At 38.1% G+C, this 23388-nt stretch carries 17 protein-coding genes and 1 pseudogene; 10 read left to right on the top strand and 8 right to left on the bottom strand.

Features of this window, described 5'->3' with window-relative positions; translation table 11 throughout:
• Nucleotides 1–54 precede the first annotated feature (54 nt).
• Nucleotides 55–2067 carry an exoribonuclease II gene (locus tag G6R09_RS01335; protein ID WP_065167263.1) on the bottom strand — a complete coding sequence of 671 codons (2013 nt, stop codon included), beginning with the start codon at nt 2065–2067 and terminating at the stop codon, nt 55–57.
• Nucleotides 2068–2811: 744 nt separating this feature from the next.
• Between G6R09_RS01335 and G6R09_RS01330 the strand changes: the two genes are divergently transcribed.
• Nucleotides 2812–4731, top strand: coding sequence for a DEAD/DEAH box helicase (locus tag G6R09_RS01330; RefSeq protein WP_065167262.1), 1920 nt, complete (start codon nt 2812–2814; stop codon nt 4729–4731).
• Nucleotides 4732–4796: 65 nt separating this feature from the next.
• On the opposite strand, the gene G6R09_RS01325 is transcribed toward G6R09_RS01330, so the two are convergent.
• Nucleotides 4797–5714, bottom strand: coding sequence for a LysR family transcriptional regulator (locus tag G6R09_RS01325; RefSeq protein ID WP_163920147.1), 918 nt, complete (start codon nt 5712–5714; stop codon nt 4797–4799).
• A 229-nt stretch (nt 5715–5943) separates the two neighbouring features.
• Here G6R09_RS01325 and G6R09_RS01320 point away from each other — a divergent pair, with 229 nt between their 5' ends.
• The gene (locus G6R09_RS01320; protein ID WP_163920145.1) at nt 5944–6678 is read left to right on the top strand and encodes a beta-ketoacyl-ACP reductase; all 735 of its coding nucleotides are present in this window, start codon (nt 5944–5946) and stop codon (nt 6676–6678) included.
• 555 nt (nt 6679–7233) lie between these two features.
• Here G6R09_RS01320 and G6R09_RS01315 read toward each other — a convergent pair.
• From G6R09_RS01315 to G6R09_RS01300, 4 genes are all read right to left on the bottom strand, one after another.
• Entirely contained in the window at nt 7234–8064 is an 831-nt protein-coding gene (locus G6R09_RS01315; RefSeq protein WP_235859649.1) for a TOBE domain-containing protein, read from the bottom strand.
• Between the two features lie 168 nt (nt 8065–8232).
• On the bottom strand, nt 8233–9576 hold the full coding sequence (locus G6R09_RS01310) for a TldD/PmbA family protein (RefSeq protein WP_163920144.1): 1344 nt from the start codon (nt 9574–9576) through the stop codon (nt 8233–8235).
• Nucleotides 9576–10961, bottom strand: coding sequence for a TldD/PmbA family protein (locus G6R09_RS01305; protein WP_065167257.1), 1386 nt, complete (start codon nt 10959–10961; stop codon nt 9576–9578). The genes G6R09_RS01310 and G6R09_RS01305 overlap by 1 nt, the downstream gene beginning before the upstream one ends.
• A gap of 115 nt (nt 10962–11076) precedes the next feature.
• Nucleotides 11077–12066: a GTP-binding protein gene (locus tag G6R09_RS01300; protein ID WP_163920142.1), complete on the bottom strand. Its 990-nt coding sequence runs from the start codon at nt 12064–12066 to the stop codon at nt 11077–11079.
• A gap of 201 nt (nt 12067–12267) precedes the next feature.
• Here G6R09_RS01300 and G6R09_RS01295 point away from each other — a divergent pair, with 201 nt between their 5' ends.
• The 3 genes from G6R09_RS01295 to G6R09_RS01285 all read left to right on the top strand — a co-directional run bounded on the left by G6R09_RS01295 (nt 12268) and on the right by G6R09_RS01285 (nt 14158).
• Nucleotides 12268–12480: a KTSC domain-containing protein gene (locus tag G6R09_RS01295; RefSeq protein WP_065167255.1), complete on the top strand. Its 213-nt coding sequence runs from the start codon at nt 12268–12270 to the stop codon at nt 12478–12480.
• A 145-nt stretch (nt 12481–12625) separates the two neighbouring features.
• On the top strand, nt 12626–13621 hold the full coding sequence (locus G6R09_RS01290; protein ID WP_065176573.1) for a RelA/SpoT domain-containing protein: 996 nt from the start codon (nt 12626–12628) through the stop codon (nt 13619–13621).
• 114 nt (nt 13622–13735) lie between these two features.
• Nucleotides 13736–14158 carry a PACE efflux transporter gene (locus G6R09_RS01285; protein WP_065167254.1) on the top strand — a complete coding sequence of 141 codons (423 nt, stop codon included), beginning with the start codon at nt 13736–13738 and terminating at the stop codon, nt 14156–14158.
• Nucleotides 14159–14229: 71 nt separating this feature from the next.
• Here the strand turns inward: G6R09_RS01285 and G6R09_RS01280 are convergent, their stop codons facing one another.
• Complete coding sequence (locus G6R09_RS01280) at nt 14230–15741, bottom strand: diguanylate cyclase domain-containing protein (RefSeq protein ID WP_163920140.1); 1512 nt, start codon at nt 15739–15741, stop codon at nt 14230–14232.
• 542 nt (nt 15742–16283) lie between these two features.
• Here G6R09_RS01280 and G6R09_RS01275 point away from each other — a divergent pair.
• The 3 genes from G6R09_RS01275 to G6R09_RS01265 are packed head-to-tail and all read left to right on the top strand — an operon-like array spanning nt 16284 to nt 19830.
• Entirely contained in the window at nt 16284–17606 is a 1323-nt protein-coding gene (locus G6R09_RS01275) for a paraquat-inducible protein A (RefSeq protein WP_163921020.1), read from the top strand.
• A gap of 11 nt (nt 17607–17617) precedes the next feature.
• Nucleotides 17618–19261: an intermembrane transport protein PqiB gene (pqiB, locus tag G6R09_RS01270; protein ID WP_065167252.1), complete on the top strand. Its 1644-nt coding sequence runs from the start codon at nt 17618–17620 to the stop codon at nt 19259–19261.
• Nucleotides 19261–19830, top strand: a complete 570-nt coding sequence (locus tag G6R09_RS01265; protein WP_065167251.1) for a membrane integrity-associated transporter subunit PqiC — start codon at nt 19261–19263, stop codon at nt 19828–19830. Before pqiB ends, G6R09_RS01265 begins: the two co-directional genes overlap by 1 nt.
• A 98-nt stretch (nt 19831–19928) precedes the next feature.
• Here the strand turns inward: G6R09_RS01265 and G6R09_RS01260 are convergent, their stop codons facing one another.
• A complete protein-coding gene (locus tag G6R09_RS01260; RefSeq protein ID WP_163920131.1) occupies nt 19929–20582 on the bottom strand; it encodes an HAD family phosphatase in 654 nt (217 codons plus the stop codon).
• A gap of 177 nt (nt 20583–20759) precedes the next feature.
• On the opposite strand from G6R09_RS01260, the pseudogene cqsA reads away from it, so the two are divergent.
• Nucleotides 20760–21933: pseudogene (cqsA, locus tag G6R09_RS01255) on the top strand (alpha-hydroxyketone-type quorum-sensing autoinducer synthase).
• 297 nt (nt 21934–22230) lie between these two features.
• Complete coding sequence (locus G6R09_RS01250) at nt 22231–23379, top strand: reprolysin-like metallopeptidase (RefSeq protein ID WP_065167249.1); 1149 nt, start codon at nt 22231–22233, stop codon at nt 23377–23379.
• Nucleotides 23380–23388: the final 9 nt, after the last annotated feature.

Here is a 23388-nt window from a genome sequence, read left to right as displayed (position 1 = left end):
AAAAAGGCCAGCATTCACTGGCCTTTTGTAGTGTGGTAAAGCTGATTTACATCGTTATGCTTTTTGTGGTGCGTCTGTTGCTTGCTCTGGCGCAGGAGTCACTTCTGGCGCAGGGTATTGCTGTACAGGTTTAGCCACTAATTGACGTGTTGCAGCGCGAACTTCGGCTAATTTCACATCAAAAGTATCACCTAGTTGGTATTCTTTAACACCATCAATACTGATAATGCCAAGTTCACCACTGCACACAATACGTTCTTTGTTATCAACAATCAGCGAGCCAGGAATAAAGGCTGCTGCACCGTTTTCAAGTAGGCGTACACGCATACCAGCACGATTAATATCAAAGATTTCAGCTTTAAAGACCGTTTCTTTCTTCACGGCATCTTTAAGTAAACGCACGTATAACCAATCAGACACATCACGTTCAGCCATACGGTGATGACGACGGTGATTAGCAATTTCATCACCCACATTGTCATCAGGCTTTTGAGTTGGCTCATTGCCTGTGATCAACGCTTTAAGTAAGCGATGGTTGATCATATCACCGTATTTACGAATCGGTGATGTCCATGTCGCGTAAACATCCAGTCCCATTGCATAGTGAGGTGCCGGTGTATTAGCGACTTCGCTGTATGCTTGGAATTTACGTAAACGGTTATCAAGGTAAGTGCTATCTAGCGTATTTAACCATCGACGTAATGCACTGAAGCCTTCTAAAGTAACAACGTCTTCTTTAGTAAACGGTGCTTCTGCATTAGTGATGAACTCCATTGCAGCATCAAGTTTTTCTTGGTTGAAGCCGCTATGAACGTTAAATACACCCGTTGCAAATTTCTCTTGTAAAGCACGACCCGCACAAATGTTAGCGGTGATCATTGCTTCTTCGATCATGCGATTAGCAATACGACGTAAATCGGTGTGAATAGCAACAACGTCGTTATCTTCACTTAATTCAAAGCGGTAATCAGGGCGATCTGGGAATACCACTGCATTTGCCATACGCCAATCAGAACGTAAGGTAGCAAAACCCTGTAGAGCAACGATTTGTTGCTCTATGATTGGGCTTGGAGTCCAGTCATCACAATGGCCGTTTTCAAGGAAATCAGACACATTGTTATAAGATAAACGACCTTGAGACTTGATCCATGCGCCAAAGAAAGAGATATCATCTTGAATGACACCGCTATTATCAATTGAAACACGGCAGCATAAAACAGGGCGTTTTTCATTTTCGATAAGTGAACATAATTCATCACTTAGTTCACGTGGCAGCATTGGAATATTGCGGCCCGGAAGGTAAATGGTAAATCCACGCTCACGTGCTTCATCATCCATCTTATCGCCAACAGCAATATAAGAAGTAGGATCAGCAATCGCAATGGTGATTTCAAAACTGCCGTCATCTCTAGCGACAGTATATAAAGCATCATCCATGTCTTTGGTTGATTCACCATCAATAGTAATGAAAGGCAAATCAGTTAAGTCTTGGCGCTCAATACCTTCATCAAGCATCGTCCAGCTATCTTGTGGTGCTGGCTCTGCATTAGGAAGCTGGTGGCGAGCTAGTGTTACCCACCAAGGTGCAATCTTGTCATTACTGTCAGTGATTTTTTGAGTGACATCACAGAAGAATGGTTGATTACTACCAGCAAGAGGGTGGCGAGTCAGTTCAGCAACAACCCAATCACCTTCTTTTAAGGTTTCTGGGTTAATGCCTTTTGCTGCACGTGCTCTAATCGCTTCTTTTAGCTGCGGGTGATCTGGAATGATATGTAGGCGATTACGAATCAGTTTTACACGGCCAATGAAGCGTGTAATAGATTGCTCAACAAGCTCTTGTGGCTCAGCAACTTCGCGCTCTTTTTCAGTACGAAGCACGGCGATAACACGATCACCATGCATAACGTTTTTCATATAGATAGGCGGAATGAAGATGCTTTCTTTGTTATCAGTTTCTAGAAAGCCAAAGCCACGATCGGTTGCTTTGATGTAACCTTCCTTTTTAGGAAGTGTTTCTTGGATTTGCTTTTTTAGCTGTGCTAACAGCGGGTTATCTTGAAACATTATGTCTGGTCTCAGATTATCGACATAGACACTATACGTTTTTGGTCATCTAAAACCAAGATTTGACTGTCTAAATTTTCATTCGGCATAATCATAAGCTATATAATCAATCGGTTAATTGTGATTTAACGCGTTTTTTATCATAATTCAAATGTTCAATGACAATATATGACAAAATATTTAAATTATGTCGTAAATGTAAGCTAGAAACAAAAAATAGCCTTAAGTCAGTATATTTTATGCTTTTAGTTTAAGTTATCCACGTTGTTGTGTGATAAATCGTCAGTAAATAAAAATAAATATCTTTATAATCAATAGATAATAAGATTTCAGTGTTACTGGTATTAAAGCAGGAAATAAAAAATTTAAAACTAACTTCTATAAAAAGATAAAGGGTAACGATTAATATAAAAAGACTAATAAAAGATAACTCTAATCTAATAACGAAAGTATGTTCAATCAAAGATGGCAGGATTTGAATTATATGATTGTTCGTATTTTCAACAACATAGTTAATTGATAATCGATAAGAAATTAGCGGATGTTTATCAGTCGTACTATTTGTTCAATAAATAGATGTTTGTGAGTTATTTTGTGACGTTGTTCAATTTTTTCTAGCTTTTTATCAAGTATTAGCCCACAATACGCCTCCTATTAGTCGAGGCCCGTGCTAGTGGTTGCTGTTGCAGAACCCTCTGTAGCAAAGGGGCCCCGTTTTTAAGTCGTTCATATATTGGGATCCCAATGCAAGAAACTGTTACAGAATTTCGCCAACTAGATTTGGCCGATACGCTTTTATCTGCTCTAGACTCTATGGGTTTTGTTTCGCCTACACCTATTCAGGCGGCTTCAATTCCTTTACTTCTAACAGGTAGAGATGCGCTTGGTAAAGCACAGACTGGTACTGGTAAAACTGCAGCGTTCTCGCTGCCTGTACTGAATAAAGTAAATCTTTCTCAGCATAAGCCACAAGCTATTGTTATGGCTCCAACACGTGAGCTTGCAATTCAGGTTGCTGCAGAAATTAAAGTACTTGGTCAAAACATCAAAGGCCTTAAGGTTCTTGAGATTTACGGCGGTGCTTCAATCGTTGACCAAATGCGTGCACTAAAAAATGGTTCACACATTGTTGTAGGTACACCTGGTCGTGTTAAAGACCTTATTTCACGTAAGCAACTTCACCTAGACGAAGTACATACTTTCGTTCTTGATGAAGCTGATGAAATGCTAAAAATGGGTTTCGTTGACGACGTTACTTGGATCATGGAACAAGCACCAGAAACTGCACAACGTGTACTTTTCTCTGCAACTATGCCTCCTATCGTTAAAGAAATCGTTGATCGTTTCCTACGTAATCCAGCACGTATTGACGTTGCAGGTGAAAACCGCACTGTTTCTCAAGTGTCTCAACAATTTTGGGTTGTTAAGGGCGTAGAAAAAGACGAAGCAATGAGTCGTCTGCTTGAAACTGAAAACACAGATGCATCAATCGTATTCGTTCGTACTCGTCAAGATACTGAGCGTCTAGCTGATTGGTTATCTTCTCGTGGCTTCAAAGCTGCGGCACTTCACGGTGATATTCCTCAGTCGCTTCGTGAGCGTACTGTTGACCATATCAAACGTGGCGTGATTGATATTCTAGTTGCAACTGACGTTGTGGCACGTGGTCTTGATGTTCCACGTATTACACACGTATTCAACTACGATATCCCATTTGATGTTGAATCATACATTCACCGTATTGGTCGTACTGGCCGTGCTGGACGTGACGGTAAAGCGATCCTATTGGTTCGTACTAACCAAATCCGCATGCTACGTACTATCGAGCGTGTTACTAAGTCTCGTATGGAAGAAATCCAACTTCCTCTACGTGATCTAGTTGCTGCATCTCGTTTAAACCGTTTAGGTGAAGAACTAGCAGCACAAAAAGAACAAACTAACGTGGATGCATTTGTTGAACTTGTTGAAAAACTACAAGAGTCAATCGATGTTGATGCAGCAACACTAGCGGCAATGCTTCTTCAGCGTCAGCAAGGTAACCGTCCTTTATTCTACAAAGGTCCAGACCCAATGATCGCTGCTATCGAGCGTGAATCACAACGTCGTGAGCGTCGTGGTGATGACCGTCGTGGTGACCGTCCTGAGCGTGGCGAACGTCGTGGTGATCGTCCTGAGCGTGGTGAGCGTCGTAGCTTCAACAACGCTGATTGGGATACTTACCAATTACAAGTTGGTCGTGAGCAAGGTGTTCAAGTTAAAGATATCGTTGGCGCAATCGCAAACGAACTTGGCTTAAGCAAAGAGTTCATCGGTGCAATTAAACTTGCTCCTTCTCATACTTTTGTTCAACTTCCTAAGAAGATGACAGCAGAAGTATCAGAGCAACTGAAGAAACTACGCATTCGTCAGAATGACGTGAAAGCAGTTGTTGTTGAAGGTGAAGTATTACGTGAGCACCGTCCACGTACAGGTAATCGCGACGGCAACCGTGGCGGTGAGCGTAGTGGTCATCGTGGTAGCCGTGACGGCAACCGTGGCGGTGAGCGCGGTGGCGAGCGTCGTTTCGATCGCAACCGTGGCAACGATAGCCGTGGTGGTTACCGTGGCAACCGTGATGGTGCAGCACGTCCATCAGGCGACCGTAAGCCTCGCACTGATGCATAATTTGCGCTAGTGTAATAAAAAAGCCAGACGAAAGTCTGGCTTTTTTGTATGTGATTTATAGCACCTTAAGTGACATTACGACTCAGGTTAATATCTGTAACCCGTTTGAGTAAATGATCCTTAAAGTTTGCACAACGTGCAGGCATGTATTTTCTGGGTTTGTAATACAAGCTTAATTCAAACTCGCTACTAATATAGTCATTGAGTACTGAGACTAATTTGTTATTTTGTAAATCATCCTGAATCAAACTGTAGGGTAGATAAGCAATCCCACCGCCAGCTAAGGCAATATTTTTTAAAATTTCACTGTCATCGACTTCAACGGTACGCGAAATTTGGACTGAATTATATTCCCCATCTTGTTCAAATATCCAGCGATTCCCACCCACCAATGTTGTCGCAAATAAGCATAAATGTTTTTTGAGATCATTCGGCACAACGGGTTGACCGTAACGGGCGATATATACGGGTGAGCAACATGCTTTAAGCGGCTCTCGTAGTAACGTACGTTTTACTAACAAACTGTCTTTGTCTTGAAAACCACGGTATGTCGCATTGGCACGGATAGCAAAATCGACTTCATGGACATTATCAACCTCAAAAGCAGTTTCAATGACTACGAAATTAATATTAGGATTATCACTGACGTATTCACCAATGATTTCGCTTAGATAATATTTAGCAAACAACGGGGTACATGCGACCTTGATGGTGCCGATATCTTCTTGACTGATATTTTGAATTTCATTGAGAACATCAGTAATTTGATTATTAATTTGCGTAAATCGTTGAAATAAATGTTGTCCTGCTTGGGTGACTGAAATTTTTCGCGTAGTACGCTTAACAAGGCTTATGCCCATCATTTCTTCAAGTTCAGTGATCCAACGGCTTCCTGCTGAGGCAGAGATACCGTATTGCTTGGCTGCTTCTGTGACGGATTGACAGCGTACTACATGAAGAAAAAAAATAATTTTATCTAACATCGCTTTCCCTGCGTTATCGATTTATCGATATTACTTCTATGATCAAAGTATACTTAATATAAACATAGTTGCATTTGTTACCGCTTGAATTTGAGCGTAAGTGTCTTATTTCTGCAATTGTGTCTTGTGATATTGAGCTTAATGTTCTGGCGAGAGTTATCTAGACTGATAGTAAGTGCTGAGTTTTAGCTTGGTTGTAGGACGCGAATAAATACAATGAGGGAAAAATATGCTAACAGATAAAGTATGCCTTGTAACAGGTGGGGCTCAAGGGATTGGTCGTTGCATCGTTGAGACATTTGCCCGCCAAAATGCAACCCGTGTTATTGCTTGTGATATGAACATGGGCATGATGGCTGATTTGGAGCAACAATTTGCTAATGTTACAGCTTTAGAGCTGAATGTCTGTGATAGAGAGGGTGTTGCAGAAGCTGCCAAAAAAATTACAGCGCAATATGGGCAGATTGACGTGTTAGTGAATAATGCCGGTATTACACGTGATAACTTGATTGATAAAATGACTGAGTCTGATTGGGACTTAGTCATGGATGTGAATCTGAAAGGGGTGTTTAATATGACCCAAGCCATTGCCCCTACAATGATGCAAACAGGAAGTGGTTCTATTATTACCATGTCTTCTGTTGTTGGTACAGATGGTAATATTGGTCAGACTAATTATGCCGCGACGAAAGCGGGTGTGATTGCAATGACAAAATCATGGGCGAAAGAATTTGCTCGTAAAGGTGCACAAGTACGCGCAAATTGTATAGCACCTGGGTTTATAGAAACACCAATGACGGTTGATTTACCTGAAAAGGTGATTAATCATATGACATCAAAAACGCCATTACAACGGATGGGTAAAGCGCAAGATATTGCTAATTGCGCATTGTTTTTAGCCAGTGCTCAATCGAGTTTTATTACAGGGCAAGTAATAAAAGTCGATGGTGGTCTTGTTATTTAATTCTCAATTTATTGCTCAACGTCACTACAAAACCATAGTGTCTATTTGTATTCAATATAAATAGACACTATGGTTTGTAGGATTGAAATATGCTCACATAAGCATCACTAAGATTTAAAAATATCGCTCTTTGTGTGCTTTCTTTGTTAAATAGGTATATTTCTACATTATAACGGGATATTTTGCATAAAAAGCCTTAAACTGCTACCAGTGTTATTGGGTAGTGGTTATTTAATGATATTGTCATCATCGGTACTGTGGTTTATTAGTCTTGCTTGTGTACCGTTATCGGTCGTGCTTTTTTTACGTTCATTAAAGCAGCAAAAAATTTGGCTAAATATAATAACGTTAGTATTTGTATTTATTTCTTGTGGGCTGATTATTATTCAGCAATATGAGGATTATATTAATTTTACTGCCTGTATAAAGAAGGGGTTTAATTATAATGCGTTCTCAACTGAATGCAGTGTTGATTCACAGAATCCAGAACCAATCCCCGACGATATAAGCTCATTCCTTTGAGCGTAATACGATTATTGAGCATATTTCTGCTATTTAATACATACTTGCCACAATAACTTGAGTGGAGTGGAATAAAGCGTAAATAGGCATTCCTAAGCGTAATGTTTCATCCATAACATCTTGATTATCTACAAAAGCACAAATACTAATTTCATCGGTTAAGCTGATAGTGATTTCAGTCGATTGGCGATCTTGCTTCATTGCGGTCAGCGTACCAAGTAATTGGTTATCAAATCGATCTCGCTTGCCATGAATGAGATTTTCTTCGCTACAAACCGTAATGGCTGGACCTTTAATTAATGTTACCACATCCTTATTGGGTTTGAGGTGTAAGCGGATTGTGCTGCCGTGGGTGATTGTCGCCTGAATATGATGATGCTCTGTGATTGCAATAGTAACGATATCATGTAGATCATGGGTTTCGATCGTCGTTATATGGCCAAATAGTTGATTACGCGCACTGGTTTGTAAGGAGAATCGACTCATTATACCCAATAGGCTATCAAGCGGAGCATTATCATCATTAAGTGCTTGTAAGCCCATGTCTTGAATTTTATCTAACAGATCATACATTTGGATTAAACGTTGACCAAAACGTGTCAGGGTTGCGCCGCCACCGCCTTTGCCACCTTTTTCGCTATTAACCAATGGTTGTTGATGACAGCTGTTCATATCCTTAATGGCGTCAAAAGCTGCTTTATAGCTAATATCTGCTAATTTTGCGCCTTGGCTAATTGAGCCTGTAGCATCAATCGCTTTTAATAATGCAATTCGACGTGGGTTGGCAAACATTTTATTATCAATTTGGAGTGTCGCAATAGCAGTAAGATTCATGGTCTTATTCTTATTCGGTGTTTTGCTCATGGTATCGCATTTTGCAATAGATCTTAAATCTAATCATGATGATTGTGTGTTGTGTAGATAAATAGGGCGTAGGTATACAGAAAAGTGTTAGCGTTTGCGAAAAACCTTACTGAATTGAATGTAGAACATTATCATCAGTAAGGTTTTATTATCACAACGGATTATTGATTATTTGCCAGCAATATTTAGGCGTGTAAAACGGATTTTAGGCGCGTAGAAACTGCGATTATAATCATTTTCTAATTGGTTGCTGATAGCATCAATTTCTTTGATCATTTGATAGAAATTACCAGCAACAGTAATACCGCGAACGGCTTGTTGACGCACGCCATCACGACAGAGAAATCCGCTAGCACCAAATGAGAAGTCGCCACTTACTGCATCAGCACCTGAGTGGACACCTTGTAATTCGACTAATTCTAGATACTCACCAGCGGTGATTTCTGCTTCAGAACTTGCACCCGTACTAATAACAGTATGGCGAGAACTGACACCTAAGCCACCTTTAGCTGAGCGTGAACCGTTGGCAGTATTGTCAATACCAAAATAGCTCGCTGTGTGACTATTGTGTAATAAGCTTTGTAGCTTGCCATCACCGACTAATAACGTGTCATGGGTTGCAAAGCCTTCACTATCAAACGCTTTAATAGAGAAGCCGCCATTAATGTATGCTGTATCTGTAATGGTGAGCAGTGGACTCGCGACCAGTGTGTCAAGAGCATCACGCCAAGGGTTGATCCCCTTCATCGCTGCTTGTCCAGACATGCACATTCCAAACGCAGAAAATAGGCTACTTAAAGCACTAAGCGTGAAAATCACAGAATAATGTTTACTGGCAATAGGCGCACCATCCAATAGTGCTTGTGCCATCTCATAGCCATGATTAATACAATAGCTAGGATCTAATTGACTAAATAAACGTCCAGATGACATGCCGCCATGCATTGCTTGCTTACCGTCTTTTTCATAAAGGGTGTAGGCATAGCAATAGGTTGAACGTTCACTATGGTTACACAATGTGCCTTGAGTATTCGCAAGAATGACATGGCTATCTGATTCAGCAAAGCCATTGTAAGGCGCACTGGTTGCGTGAGGTTTGCTTACAACACCTTGTTCTAGTGATAATGCGAGTGTAATTTTTTCATCAACGGTAGCCGTTTCAGTTTGATAAACTTCAGGCTCAGTGGTTGCAAGTCGACTATCAATACAACTTATTTTTTGGTGGGGATCTTGCTGGGAATATTGCGCATTAGTGAGTGCATTATCCACCATTAAATCAAGGCTTGCGAGATCAAGTGATTCAGAATAACTGGTGGCTGTGTGTTGATCTTTAATTACACGTACACCAATTACTTGACCTGAGGTCACTTTATATTCGTCAAGTTCACCTTGGTTGGCTTTTAATGAAAAATTGTTGCTACGGTTAGCAATAACATCGGCAGCAGCATCTTGTGCCTGAACACGATCAAGTACGTAATCAATCGCTTGCTGTAGTGCGTTTTGATCTGCCATTAGTTGCCACCTCCTACAAGAATATTATCCACTTTCAGCGCAGCTTGACCTACTGTCGTTGGTACTGAACCGCTCACTGAACCACACATGCCAGCGGCAAGGGCAAAATCATTACCGATCATACTGATTTCTTTTAATACTTTAGGACCTGTGCTAATTAAAGTCGCAGATTTTAGTGGTTTAGTAATTTTGCCATTTTCAACCAGATATGCTTCTTGAACCGCAAAGTTAAACTCACCTGTTCCGGGTTGCACTGAACCTCCACCCATTTTTTTAGCGTAAATACCGCGCTCAACGCCAGCAAGCATATCGTCAAGCGTGCTTGCTCCAGGTTCGATGAAGGTATTACGCATGCGTGAGGTGGGTGCAAACTTATAAGACTCTCGGCGGCCTGATCCTGTGCGTGCAAAGCCTGTTTTTAAGCCACCCATACGATCAACCATAAAGCTCGTTAGCTTACCGTCTTTAATTAATTGCGTACGCTGCGTTTCCATGCCTTCGTCGTCAATGTTAATCGAGCCCCATTGATTGGTCATGGTGCCGTCATCAACAGCACTGACGACAGAGTTAGCAATCATTTCACCCATTTTATCGTGAAATACAGAGGCTTTCTTGGCGACAGAGGTCGTTTCAAGTAAGTGACCACAGGCTTCGTGGAAGATAACGCCACCAAACCCATTGCCGATAATGACAGGCATTTCCCCTGAAGGACACGCTTCTGCAAACAGTTTTACCATTGCTTGTTGAGCGACATCATGGCCAAGCTTTTGTGGGTCAATGTGAGTATTAAACTCCCAACCTGTAAATGCACCAGGAGCTTCATAGCCGGTAGATTGTTCGCTGCCATTTTGAGCAACGGCATTTGCCGATATACGGGTATAATGGCGGGTGTCGCCGATATGAAGGCCATCGGAATTAAAGATTTCGATTTGTTGTTCGCGTTGAGCAACACTGCCAATAAATTGGGCTATTTTTTCGTTCTCAGCACGAGCGGCTTGATCTGCTTGGCGTAAAAAAGCAATTTTAGCCGCCATGTTAGCATCTTGGCTTAGCGGTAATTGACAGCTATGTTTATTGTCATAACGATTTAAATTAAGCGCACCTGCCGTTAAAATTTGGTCGCGTTTATCTTTTGCTGCGAGCAGAGACGTTACACGTTTTAATTCTTCTTCATCAGTACTGTTGGTGTAACCGTAAAGCACTTTATGGCCAAAAAATAGGCGAATACCAATCCCAAAATCAATGCCTGAGTTAACTTTATCTATTTCAGCTGAAATAAGTTGGACAGAACTGGATTGGTGATGTTCAACAAATAATTCAGCGAAGTCAGCACCAAGGAATAGGGCGTGATCAATCACTGTTTTAGCAGTATTAGGGTTTAGCATCTGTGCTCCCTTCTTTTTATGAGCTCTATTTTATAACGTAGCAGTAAAGTGATAAAAATTCTCACTATTACTGCAATCGGTATGAGCAATGGTTCGATAATGAAAAAAAATAAAACTAGTTAGCGAGCGTATTTTCCACAATAGAACATAAAATATTTTCAAGTTCATCCCATGGCAGAATTTCGTTATCAATGACTTCAATACGAGATTCAAAGCCTTCTAATGACAGTTCATTAACCGATACCACTTGATTGACAACGTTAAATGCAAAGCAACCATTTTCAGTGTTAACCACCGCTTTAACACGGTTAGCATTAAGATTAGAAAATAAGCTAAACAGTTTTGAAAATTCAAATAATTGATCGGCGGCAAAGAACCATCCACAACTGTGATATCCCTGACCGTGGTTTTCTTTTCGAATAAATTGCTGACCTGGTGCTAATTCTAATTCTGGTAATGGCTCAGCTTGATCGTGGCTGTGATGATGGTGGCTATGCTGTGCTTTACGATCTGTGCGTTCAATATCAAGCCATTCAAGTTCAAGGCGACCATGTTCAACTTCTGCAATTAAGGCTTTTTTAGGTTCAGCTTTTTCCATTGCTGTTTGAAAGGTATATAAATCAAAATCATCACATTGGTCAATTTTATTAGCAATCACGACATCAGCGAGTGCAAGTTGATCTTGAAAATTGGCGTTATCGGTATAAACGCTATCTGCAAAGTGGCGCGGATCGACGACAGTAATTGTTGCACGAAGATCGACATAATTACGGTAGCTTTCAGACGTTAATTTGTGGATCACTTCTTTTGGGTGGCCTAAACCTGTAGGTTCAAGCAATAAGCGATCGGGTTTTTGTGCCAGTAGCGCATTAATACCCACTGACATAGGTAGCCCAGCAACGCAGCACATACAGCCACCAGGTACTTCTTTAATGATAGCGCCTTGTTGTTCTAAGATAGCGCCATCAACACCAACATTGCCGAACTCATTAATTAAAATTGCCCATTTTTCGTGTTCTGGTTTACGAGCAAGTAAAGAGAGAATTGAGGTTGTTTTCCCCGCGCCTAAAAAGCCGGTAATGATATTAGTTGGAATACGTTTCATATGTGACTAAATTCCTAAACAATTGAGCACGAAATAATTATCTCAGTTTACGTGAGTGACATTAAAGTGACTAGCACAACTCGATTAAGCGTTATCTAAGTGCTGTTTTTGAGTGCAAAAATAGTGCAAATGTAAAAAGCCTAGGTATGTTATAACGTTTTTGGCATGATGAGTTATTCAATGATAAGACGGAAAATAAGAATGATTAATTGGTGTGTTGTTGGTTCTGATTTGATCAGGAAAATAGGTCATGATGCGACCAAAGATTACCTTTATATCGATTTTGGACAGCGTGGTGAGTATGAGATATATAACCATGTATCATTATATGCTTTTTCTCATTTTAGGTTAGCAGCATCGATTGATGAATATTACCAGCAAGTGATTAAAACGAGTTATTCAATTATATCCTAGTGGTAATTTAGTCATCATTTTAAATAACTAAAATGGGAAAGTAAGTGTAAAAAGGATATTTTACCGCAATTAAAATAGCAAACTATGCATTGCTTGATCTATGATAAGTGCCACATATAAAGTTAGTTATCAAGAAGTGGTCATCATGAGCATTGCTTTTTTGACAGAAGAACAGTTTTTACATAATAATCGAATCAGCGACCAACAATGGCAAGCGAGCTCAATAACGTGGCCGACCTTAAAAGCGATAGGTTTATGCCATGAACAACGAACACAAGCCTTAAACCTGACTGCAGAATCATACGCACGTATTATCCAGCAGTGCTCCCACGTTCATTCTGTGCGTTGGCGAGTAAAAAATCCTCAACATTTAATGGCAAAAATTGTCAGGAAAACCGTACCTCAAAGTGCGACATTTAAAGCTAAATATCTTGGTATTAATCGAGATAATTATGATGAAATTGTTACTGATCTGATTGGTGTTCGAGCATTACATTTATATAAAGATGATGGTTTAGCAATTCATGATTATTTAATCAATCAATGGCAGTATGAAGAACCACCTGTTTATTATGTAAGAAGTGGTGATGATGAAGTTTTTGCTGAGTTACCATTAGATATTAAAGTGAAAATTCATCCCGCTGGTTATCGCTCGTTGCATTATGTCTTTGGTAGTGAGTTACAACAACGGCGTATTTTTACTGAAGTGCAAGTACGGACTATTTTTGAAGAAGCATGGACAGAAATAGATCATAAAATTCGTTATCCCAATTTTTCTACCGATGCAGAAATCTGTTCTTTTTTATTAATATTTAATCGTCTGGTTGGATCTGCTGATGAGATGGGATCGTTTGTCAAACAGCTTGCTATTGAAGCAGAACAGCGCCAGCAGGCATTAATTGCATCACAAAATTTGACCGAAAAAAATACAGGAAATATGGAATCCCTATTCCAAAAGTTAGCAGAGGATTCAAAAAAACAAGATGATTATCAATTGGTTATAGAGAAATTGCGCCAGCAGGTTATGCAGCTTCAGACAGATAAAGAAGCATTACAGCGATCGATACATTCCAATATTCTTGCAACAACTACAGCAGCGACTCAACGATATTATAAAGCATCTGAATTGTTAGACAAATAGTTAATCTATCTGTTTTTCGGATGGGTTCTAGCTTGTTAAGAGCAAAAAAACATTTATAGTAATATGCATAAAAGCTATCAATGATAAAAAATAAATGTACTGAGGAAATTTTTGATGAGAACGCGGTTGGATCGTATTCGCCATGCGGTTTGTTTTGAAGTTATTGGCCTAATTTTATTGGTTGGAGTATTAAGTCAATTAGGGTTTGATGGAAGTCATGTTGGCGTAGTAGGGATTGCCTTTTCAATTTTAGCAACGGGTTGGAACTATATTTATAATATATGGTTTGATCGTATGTTATACCGTCGCTATAAAACAGCAGTAAAAACAACTGCTATCCGTATTGTTCACAGTCTTGGATTTGAAGCTGGTCTACTTGTTGTTACTATCCCTATTTTATCATGGGTGCTGAAAGTGACTCTTTGGGAGGCTTTTGTACTTGATATTGGTATGGTGCTTTTTTATCTTATTTATGCGTATGTTTATAACATTGCTTATGATCGATTATTCCCTATACCAGCAGTACAGCAAGATTAAAATATAGTTGTTTGATTGAGAGCCCCTAAATACTTTTAACTAGAAATAGTATATGTAATTAGGGGCTTTTTTTAATGACGAATATAAAAGCTATAACAGTTTTTGCCTTTTTTCTTACTGTCATAAACGGCTTTATCAGCATTAATGATTAATTGTTCGATATCGCGTGTTTCATTATCTGTCAGCGCAACACCAATGGATGCTGAAAATGGAATCGTTAATTTACTATTACTGACTGAACCATTAAGATCTACAATTAACTGTTGTAATTTAGCAATTAAATCAAATTCTTTATTGAAGTTTTTAGTAAGAACGATAAATTCATCCCCTCCAAATCGTCCAATTAAATCTGTAGGGTGGTTAAAGAATGAAGCAACATGCTGAGCAAACATTGCAATAACATCATCCCCATAATGATGACCTAATGTGTCATTGATCGTTTTTAGGTTATCAAGATCAATAAATAACAGTGCAAAGTCATTAGGATATTTTTGAATAGTAATATTAGCATGTTGAATGAAATATTTACGGTTCAATAAATTAGTACGTGAGCAATAAACACCATCTTTAGTTGTACTAATAATGTTGTTAAAGTGATGATTTATTGAAACATTATCATTTTTTGATTGTGATTGAATCGGAATAATACCAGCACTTTCTTTAATAAAATCATCAATAGGTGACGTAATAATAGAGACTTTTTTCATTAAATAAAATCCCAGGCCAACTGATGCTAAGATGGAAATTAAAATATTTATAATAATGAATGAAAATTTATCTTTTAAAAATTGATTATAGTTAAGTGTTGTTAATAAATACCATGGTGTATTTATTAATGGACGAAGTGTTAATTTTTCAAGTTGATAATTGTTATTTAAAGTATAATAGCTGAATGTGTTTTTATTTTTAATTTTTTTTGATATTTGATTATTATCTAATGAAGAATAAAGTTTGTTGTTTTTGAGTATTTTAATATTTCTACAATTGTTATTTGAGTCTCGGCAATTATTTAAAATATCATTTCGGATACTAATGTTTTCTTGATAAGCAAGTGCATTTTTTATTTCAGAATATGAGACAGAAGCAAAAATAGTACCGCTATCATCGGCGTTAGTGAAAGCTTTGCATATAATATAAACATAACTATTTGAAATAGGAGAATAGATTAAATTACTTATTGCCAGTTTATTTTTTTGTATTGCTTGTTGGAAATAACGACGGTAACTAATATTTTCTATACTATCACTATATGTTGTTACTGCGTTGCCTTTCATATCGCTGATACCTAATATTTCAATATTAAAAGCTTCTTGGTAAGGGCGAACAATCTCAATTCGTTGTGTTAATAATAATGATGTATCTTTGACTATATCATCATTTGCAATGGCGGTGAGTAGATTAGTATGCTTACTAATAATAGTTGCAACGTTATTTTCTGTAACAGCTTTATTCCGTGAAAGTAATTTATTAATGCTAGTATATTGGTTATAAGACCAATAAGAGATATTAAATATAATTAATAAGCCTAGGCATAGTAAAGTGTACTGGATGATTTTTTTTCTAATACTATGGCTAATGTTCATGCTGTAGTGTCTTTTTCATTAGAAAATGCAGTGGTAGCTAATTGTGAAGCATTCTACTGTTTTATAATCATTGATGAATAGTCTTAATTTGTAACAATTTCTTATATTTTTGACTATGAAAATTACTATAAAACACTACTAAGCCATGATTATCAGTTTTTTATGCACAAAGAGTGAAACTTATCAGTAATTTTGGGGTATATGGCAGTCTTTAGATATCTGTTTAAAGGACGAGAGGTCAAATCTAGTACAGTATTAATTGAGAATACTGCTATAATGTATACCGTTCAAAATCAGCTCTAATAAGTAGAGTAGTATTGGATATATACTGAATCAGCAACTATAGATAATACTATTTATTTAAATTAAATTTATTTATAAACTAGTTCAAATTGGTCTGCGATAGTTCGCTAGGCATGTGTTTGTTTTTAAGACGATGTTTAGAATATTAGTGAATTATACCATCAGATTTTTGTTATAGGTGATGTACGTTGAGTAATGAAATTAAGCCTGCACGAGAGGCGATTGACGTGCAACAATCAATGATGATTGCGTGTGAAGAATGTGGGTTAGTCGTTGATATCCCTAATTTAAATGAAGGTGATAAAGCAACTTGTCCTCGGTGTGGGCATACCTTAACTAAGGCTGTTAGTTTACCTTTTCAACGTCCTGTTGCTTACGGTATTGCTTGTTTGCTGATGTTAGCATTGAGCCTATCATTTCCATTTCTCTCTTTTACAGTTAATGGAATGGGGCATCAAATTACACTGCTAAATGCAGCTGAAACATTACAACATTTTGAAAATAGTGTATTAGCTATTTTATTAATGGTAACAGTAATTGTTTTTCCTGCCGCATATGTAATGCTGGTGTTATATCTTTATTATCATGCTCATAAAGTAAAGAATGTAGGACATATTGTTCATGCTCGCGCTTGGATCAAATTTTTATGCCGCATCTTATTTACTATTCAACCTTGGTTAATGGTTGATGTTTTTTTAATTGGCGTTTTAGTCAGTTTAGTAAAAATTTCAGCGTTAGCTCATATTGGTTTAGGTAACTCATTTTGGGCTTTTTGTCTTTATAGTGTGTTAGTGGTCAAATGTGTATCGTTAGTTGATAGAACATGGTTGTGGGATCAGTTTTTTGCTATGAAACCAGTGAACGGCGTGCGTGCTGGTGATACCCATATAGATCATAATCATGTTGGTTGTCATGCCTGTAATCAAATTAATCCGCTGCCAACGTCGCATAAAGCACGTTGTTTGCGTTGTGATAGTCAATTACATGTTTTTAACGCTAGCCACTCGTTGCAATATTCGTGGGCTTATTTACTCGCATCGATAGTGTTTTATATTCCTGCCAATTTATATCCAATGATGTATACCGTGAGTTTAGGGCAAACCGAAGGTTCAACGATCCTTGGCGGCGTTGTTTTACTTTGGAAAATGGGATCATGGCCGATAGCGTTAGTAATATTTATCGCGAGTATTTTTATTCCGATGGCCAAAATGTTTACTCTAGCATGGCTTTATTTTTGTGCAGGTAAACGCGCGGATGACTCAAGTCATGTCGCGATTAAACGGTTAAAATTATATCGCTTAACAGAATTTATCGGTCGTTGGTCAATGGTTGATATTTTTGTGGTTGCTATTTTAGTGGCTTTAGTACAGTTACAAAATGTGATGGCGATTTCACCGGGTCCTGCAGCGTTGTGCTTTGCGACGGTGGTGATATTTACGATGTTATCTGCGATGAGTTTTGATCCGCGGATATTTTGGACACCAAAAAATAAACCATGTAAGCAAGATTCAGAGTTAGACGCTACTGAATCCATTTCAGAAGTGCCTAGTGTACATAAATGAGAAAGCAGATTATGAGTGATAACCAGCCAGCAGAGGCAAAAGTACAACGTTTGAAACAAGTGTCGCCAATATGGATCGTTCCATTAGTTGCACTTGCTATTGGTATTTGGATGTTTGTTCAATACCTTAATAGCCAAGGACCCGTGATCACGATTCGATTACCAAATGCATCGGGTATTGAAGTTGGAAAAACAGCAATCAAATCGTTGAATGTGAAAGTTGGTGTCGTTACAAAAGTTCAATTAAGTAAAGATTACAGCTATATCACAGTGACAGCCCAGATGAACAATGATACTGGCCGCATGCTTAAAAATGACACTCTATTTTGGGTAGTTAAGCCGCGTATAGGTAAAGGGGGAGTATCAGGTTTAGATACATTACTTTCTGGTTCATACATTGAAATGCAACCAGGCGAAGGAAAGAAAGATAAAGATCACTTTGTCGCGTTAGATGTTCCTCCTGTCGCGCCAGCCGATGCGAAAGGTTTACGGGTTATTTTAACCAGCCGTCAAGCCGGTAAATTAGGTGTTGGTGATCCAGTACTTTATGATGGTTTTACTGTTGGCCGAGTAGAGAAAGTCAGTTTTGATATCAATAGTAAACGTGCTAATTATCAACTATTTATTTTTGAACCTTATGATAGCTTAGTGCGTACTAGCAGCAATTTCATTCTAGCTTCTGGTGTAAAAGTGCAAGTGGGTGCTGAAGGCTTTAATGTTAAAATTGGCTCTTTAGAATCATTAATAACTGGCGGTGTGACATTTACAACACCAGCAGATGATCAAGGTACGCCTCAACTTAAGCAAAAAGCCTATTACCGTTTATATGATAATCGTACTGCTGTGCGTGAAAAAATGTTTGAGCGACACCTTGATTTTGTAATGCTGTTTAGTGAATCGATTCGAGGCTTAAAAGCAGGTGCTCCGATTGAGTATCGTGGTATTCAAATTGGTACTGTACAAAAAGTGCCGCTGCGTTTACCGACCAGTCAAGAAGGATTTACCAGCAAGCAAATCCCAGTATTGATACGTATTGATTTAGGGCGCGTTTATGATCGTTCAGATGAAGGTACACTTGCTTCACTGAAAACAAATCTTGAAAAAGAGTTTAAGCTAGGTCTACGTGCAACATTGAAAACAGGTAATTTATTAACTGGTGCATTGTATATTGGCACTGATGTTTACAAAGCAGAAAAACCTGTAAAACAAATGACCTATGATGGCTATGATCTCTTCCCAACCAAAACGGGAGATTTAGCTGAAGTACAGAAGCAATTAACTAATTTACTGAATAAGTTTAATAAGCTGCCGGTTGAAGATACGTTAAATTCAATGACAGCGACATTAAAAGCATCTGAAAAAACAATGGCGACGATGCAAAAAGCGATCAACGATTTAGATCGATTATTAAAGCAAAAAGATACCCAAGCATTGCCTGGTGATGTACGTGCAAGCCTTAAACAGATCCAAACAACCCTGAATGGTTTTGGTCCTGATGCTGCGCCATATCAGAATCTTGAAGGTGCGTTAACTCGTTTCGAAGCTGTTATGACTGAACTTCAACCGGTGTTACGTCAAATCAACGAAAAGCCAAATTCACTTGTGTTTGGTGATGAGAAAACAAAAGATCCAGTACCTGTTGGAGGTCGTAAATAATGAAAAAATGGTTTGTCATCGCAGCAATTACGTTAGCCGCTAGTGGTTGTAGTAGTGCGCCTGAAGGAGTAAATACATTCTTATTACCAGCAGGTAAGACGCTAACAGTATCGCACGCAACTAATCAGCCATTATTGATTGTACGACCTGTTGAGGTAGCTGCGCATCTAGCGGGGAATGGTTTGGTTTATCAAACCTCGGCAACTGAAATGGTTGAAGCCCAACAAAACTTATGGGGTGAGGCATTAGCAAAACAGTTAACGCGCCGTATTACTCATGATTTGCGTCAAAAGCAACATCATTTATGGGCTACACAGTTAACCCCAACGTTATCAACTGCGGGAGCGTCACGATTACAAGTACGTATTAACCAGTTTAATGGCGTATATACTGGTGTCGCTAATGTCGCTGGTGAGTGGATGATTATTGGTGCCAATGGTAATTTGCAAACAGTACATCCATTTGAGTTTAGTGTTCCACTTGCAAAAGACGGTTACAGTGCACAAGTGGAAGCATTATCAACCGCTGTTGGTGAGTTAACCACACAGATAGCAAATGCAGTGAAGTAACGTATTAGCTTGTTTTAAGCTTAGCGAATGAATAAAAGCCCACCTGTTAGTCATAACTGGTGGGCTTTTTTATTGGCAATTAGTGCGAGATATATTGGCTAAACTGCGATTAAAAATGCTAATGCTTCATCCATAGTATTAAAGATATGATGCCCTAATGCACGAGTATCAGCATCAGGTTCAACTAAATCGATAATTTGTAGGGTTGTCATATTGGCAGCAACGGCAGCTTTTACACCGTTATTTGAATCTTCAAAAGCAAGGCATTGTTGAGGTTCAATATTTAAGCGCTGCGCTGCAAGCAGGTATATCTCAGGGGCGGGTTTACCATTAATGACTTCATCACCGCTGGTTATGCGTGAAAAATATTGAGACAGCCCCGCTAAATGAAGTTTTTTATGTGCTAGTGCATTATGGGTTGATGTTGCAACGACCATAGGAATTTTCTGTGCTTGTAGCCACGTTAATAATTCGATGACGCCTTTTTTTACAGGAATGGCTTGGTGTTCAACAACTGCATGATAATGTTGCATCCAACGTGGATAAAAAACAGCATAATTTAAGCTATCGCCATACCCTTGTTCAATAATCGGTTTGATGCCAGCTTGATTACGGCCAATGATATTGAGGTAAATATCATCTTTAAAGGGAATATTCATTTCAATACAGGTTTGTTGAAATGCTGCCATGCAGACCTTTTCTGTATCAAGTAATAATCCATCCATATCAAAAATTGCTGCGGTGTATTTCATTGTTATCTCTGTGTGATTATTTTTTTATAGAGTTTCTCATATTATCAAATCACAAAGTAGGTTAATTGAAGCCAGATAACAAAAATAAATAGTTGTGCGAAGTTATATTAATAAATAATATACCAGTGTTATTTATAATTGTGTGAATAACGTTAATTTAATAAAAGGTATATATCAATGACAATCCATAATTCGCCTAAAGTGCTACCTGAATTTATAAAAAAAAATTGAACATCATTTAGAAGATCTTATTTATCCTCGAAAAAATCAACAACATTTAGTATTAGGGAAAAAGCCCACAGATAATGGTGTGTTATTGCAAAGTAATGATTACCTAGCAATTTCAAATCATGATTATATTCGTAAAGTACATATTGATGCCTTACGTAATAATAAAAAAGATGTTGTTATGTCCGCAATATTCCAACATAAAGAGGATGATCATTCATTTGAACATCAGCTTGCTGATTACACTGGTTTTGAACATTGCATTTTGTCTCAGTCAGGATGGGCGGCTAATGTTGGGTTAATCCAGACTATTTTACCGGTTAATACGCCCGTTTATATTGATTTTTTTGCACATATGTCTTTATGGGAAGGCGCACGAATAGCAGCAGCAAAAATTCACAGTTTTTTACATAACAACATTCGTCATTTAGAAAAACTGATTAAGCGTAATGGCCCTGGATTGATTTTAGTTGATTCGGTTTATAGTACGCTAGGCACTGTTGCACCATTAACTGAAATTGTCGCATTAGCTAAATGTTATGGCTGTGCTATTTTGGTTGATGAATCGCACTCGCTAGGCACTCATGGACCACAAGGTGCAGGCCTCGTTGCTGAATTAGGATTAACGGATGATGTTGATTTTATAACAGTTAGTTTAGCAAAAGCGTTTGCTTATCGTGCCGGTGCGATATTGTGTAGCCATAAAGTAGGGCAAGCGTTACCGTTTGTCGCGCGACCGGCTATTTTTAGTTCCGCTTTATTACCTCATGAAATTGCGGTATTACAAGCGACATTAAATGTCATAAAAAACAGTGATGAGCGTCGTTTACGATTGGTCGAACAAGCGGATAAATTACGTTATGGGTTGATTAAACTTGGATTTACTATTCAAAGCCAGTCACAGATTATTGCCCTAGAAACAGGCAATGAAACGAACACTGAATTTATGCGTGATTATTTAGAAGATATGAACGTTTTTGGTTCTGTTTTTTGTTCTCCTGCAACACCAAAAAATAAAAATCTAATACGATTTTCGGTGAATAGTGAATTAACAGATAAAGAGATTAATATTATATTAAATGCATGCGCTATGATGAATAATAAATTACAATTAGTATCATAATAATGACTAATATATAGTAACAGTTAAATATATAGTATTAACTGATTAGATGGTATTAAGCCTGCTAATAGTATTTAGTAGGCTTATTTGTTTTTAATTACTTAATTGTATGTTTTATTTAGGTGGTGTTTAAAATACGTTTTTAGTCTATTAATAATCTTTTTGGGTATATTTAAAATATAAATAAATTAAATGTTGATATTGTTTTCAGCCTCTGTAGTATTTATTTACATCGCGAACTAAAAGAGACTTCACTTCATTAAATAATCAATCTTGTATTATTTTAAAAGGATAATCATGCAAAAGAAAAAATTATGCTTATTATTAGCAATGTTTACTGGCACTGTAAATGCAGCTAATTTTGAATCGCCGTTAATTTTACCAACTGATTTATCAAATCAACCAACCGCTTCACAATGGGTTGTTGGTCATTATCAAAATATCGTGCAAGCAAATAAGGTATGGGATCATTATAATATTGATATTCATCTTGTTCCTGCAACGGTAACTTATCTTGATTATTCTTATGCCACTATTGAAGAAGTATCTGAAAATATTGAGCAAATGATACAGAGTGATCCAAGTATTATTAAAAATACCTTAACCACTTTTGCAGCGCAGCTATCAAATACCACCAAAGGTCATGCACGTTCACCGATTGGAGATGAAGATTTCGCTGAGATGAACAACACGCCGTTAGTATTAAGTGCTGATAGTATCATTAATAAGCGTTACCAATTTGTTTATGCGCATGAAGTTGGCCACACCTTTGGTGCGAAACATACCAAAGCAAATACTACTAATAGTACTCAAGAACTGTTCAAAAATGGCTATGGTACTAAGCAATGTAATGCTGAAGGCACAACCAGCTTAATGTCAGGCTTCACTAGCTATAATCACGCGAATGGCCTACCGTTTATGAATGGTCAAGCAGGTTGTGATCAAGGTACTGCAGATGTTGCTAAACTCCTTAATCATAGCGCAAGCAAGAAAGACAACCTTACGCCGTTAACTGGTGTACAGACATTAGTCGCTTCACCACGTGAAGATATCAATGCGCAACAATTTGAAATTATCCTTACTAGAAGCAAAGATATTGATAACGCACAGCAAGCGACTGTTTATGTTGCAACCAAGGTGCATGGTGATAAGCAAGCGGCTTTAGCGCCTATAGAGGTTAGCTTTGCAGCTGGTAGTAAGACCACAGTAGTAACGCTACCTTTTGATCAAGTATATCCATTATTTGACAATGCTGATACCAAGCAAGGTACGTATTTAGTGGCTGTTACGGATGATGAAGTGATGCCAGCGAGCATTAATTTATTAGACTCTAATACACAGTGGCCTCAAAATAATGATAATGGCGGCTCTGGTGGCAGTTTATCTCTATTTTGGATGATGATGATGTCATTAGTTGTTTACGGTCGACGTAAATTGGCGAACTAAGACATAGTA

The organism is Photobacterium sp. Alg240-V54, from assembly GCF_900537155.1.
Lineage (GTDB): Bacteria > Pseudomonadota > Gammaproteobacteria > Enterobacterales > Vibrionaceae > Photobacterium.
The sequence above is the reverse complement of the archived record's forward strand: the minus strand, read 5'-3'. Positions and strand labels throughout refer to the sequence as shown.

Bases quoted from the DNA above. Each gene is read 5' to 3' on its own strand.
- G6R09_RS01335 (WP_065167263.1), bottom strand. From the start codon at position 2,067: ATGTTTCAAGATAACCCGCTGTTAGCACAGCTAAAAAAGCAAATCCAA.
- G6R09_RS01330 (WP_065167262.1), top strand. From the start codon at position 2,812: ATGCAAGAAACTGTTACAGAATTTCGCCAACTAGATTTGGCCGATACG.
- G6R09_RS01325 (WP_163920147.1), bottom strand. From the start codon at position 5,714: ATGTTAGATAAAATTATTTTTTTTCTTCATGTAGTACGCTGTCAATCC.
- G6R09_RS01320 (WP_163920145.1), top strand. From the start codon at position 5,944: ATGCTAACAGATAAAGTATGCCTTGTAACAGGTGGGGCTCAAGGGATT.
- G6R09_RS01315 (WP_235859649.1), bottom strand. From the start codon at position 8,064: ATGAGCAAAACACCGAATAAGAATAAGACCATGAATCTTACTGCTATT.
- G6R09_RS01310 (WP_163920144.1), bottom strand. From the start codon at position 9,576: ATGGCAGATCAAAACGCACTACAGCAAGCGATTGATTACGTACTTGAT.
- G6R09_RS01305 (WP_065167257.1), bottom strand. From the start codon at position 10,961: ATGCTAAACCCTAATACTGCTAAAACAGTGATTGATCACGCCCTATTC.
- G6R09_RS01300 (WP_163920142.1), bottom strand. From the start codon at position 12,066: ATGAAACGTATTCCAACTAATATCATTACCGGCTTTTTAGGCGCGGGG.
- G6R09_RS01295 (WP_065167255.1), top strand. From the start codon at position 12,268: ATGATTAATTGGTGTGTTGTTGGTTCTGATTTGATCAGGAAAATAGGT.
- G6R09_RS01290 (WP_065176573.1), top strand. From the start codon at position 12,626: ATGAGCATTGCTTTTTTGACAGAAGAACAGTTTTTACATAATAATCGA.
- G6R09_RS01285 (WP_065167254.1), top strand. From the start codon at position 13,736: ATGAGAACGCGGTTGGATCGTATTCGCCATGCGGTTTGTTTTGAAGTT.
- G6R09_RS01280 (WP_163920140.1), bottom strand. From the start codon at position 15,741: ATGAACATTAGCCATAGTATTAGAAAAAAAATCATCCAGTACACTTTA.
- G6R09_RS01275 (WP_163921020.1), top strand. From the start codon at position 16,284: ATGATGATTGCGTGTGAAGAATGTGGGTTAGTCGTTGATATCCCTAAT.
- pqiB (WP_065167252.1), top strand. From the start codon at position 17,618: ATGAGTGATAACCAGCCAGCAGAGGCAAAAGTACAACGTTTGAAACAA.
- G6R09_RS01265 (WP_065167251.1), top strand. From the start codon at position 19,261: ATGAAAAAATGGTTTGTCATCGCAGCAATTACGTTAGCCGCTAGTGGT.
- G6R09_RS01260 (WP_163920131.1), bottom strand. From the start codon at position 20,582: ATGAAATACACCGCAGCAATTTTTGATATGGATGGATTATTACTTGAT.
- G6R09_RS01250 (WP_065167249.1), top strand. From the start codon at position 22,231: ATGCAAAAGAAAAAATTATGCTTATTATTAGCAATGTTTACTGGCACT.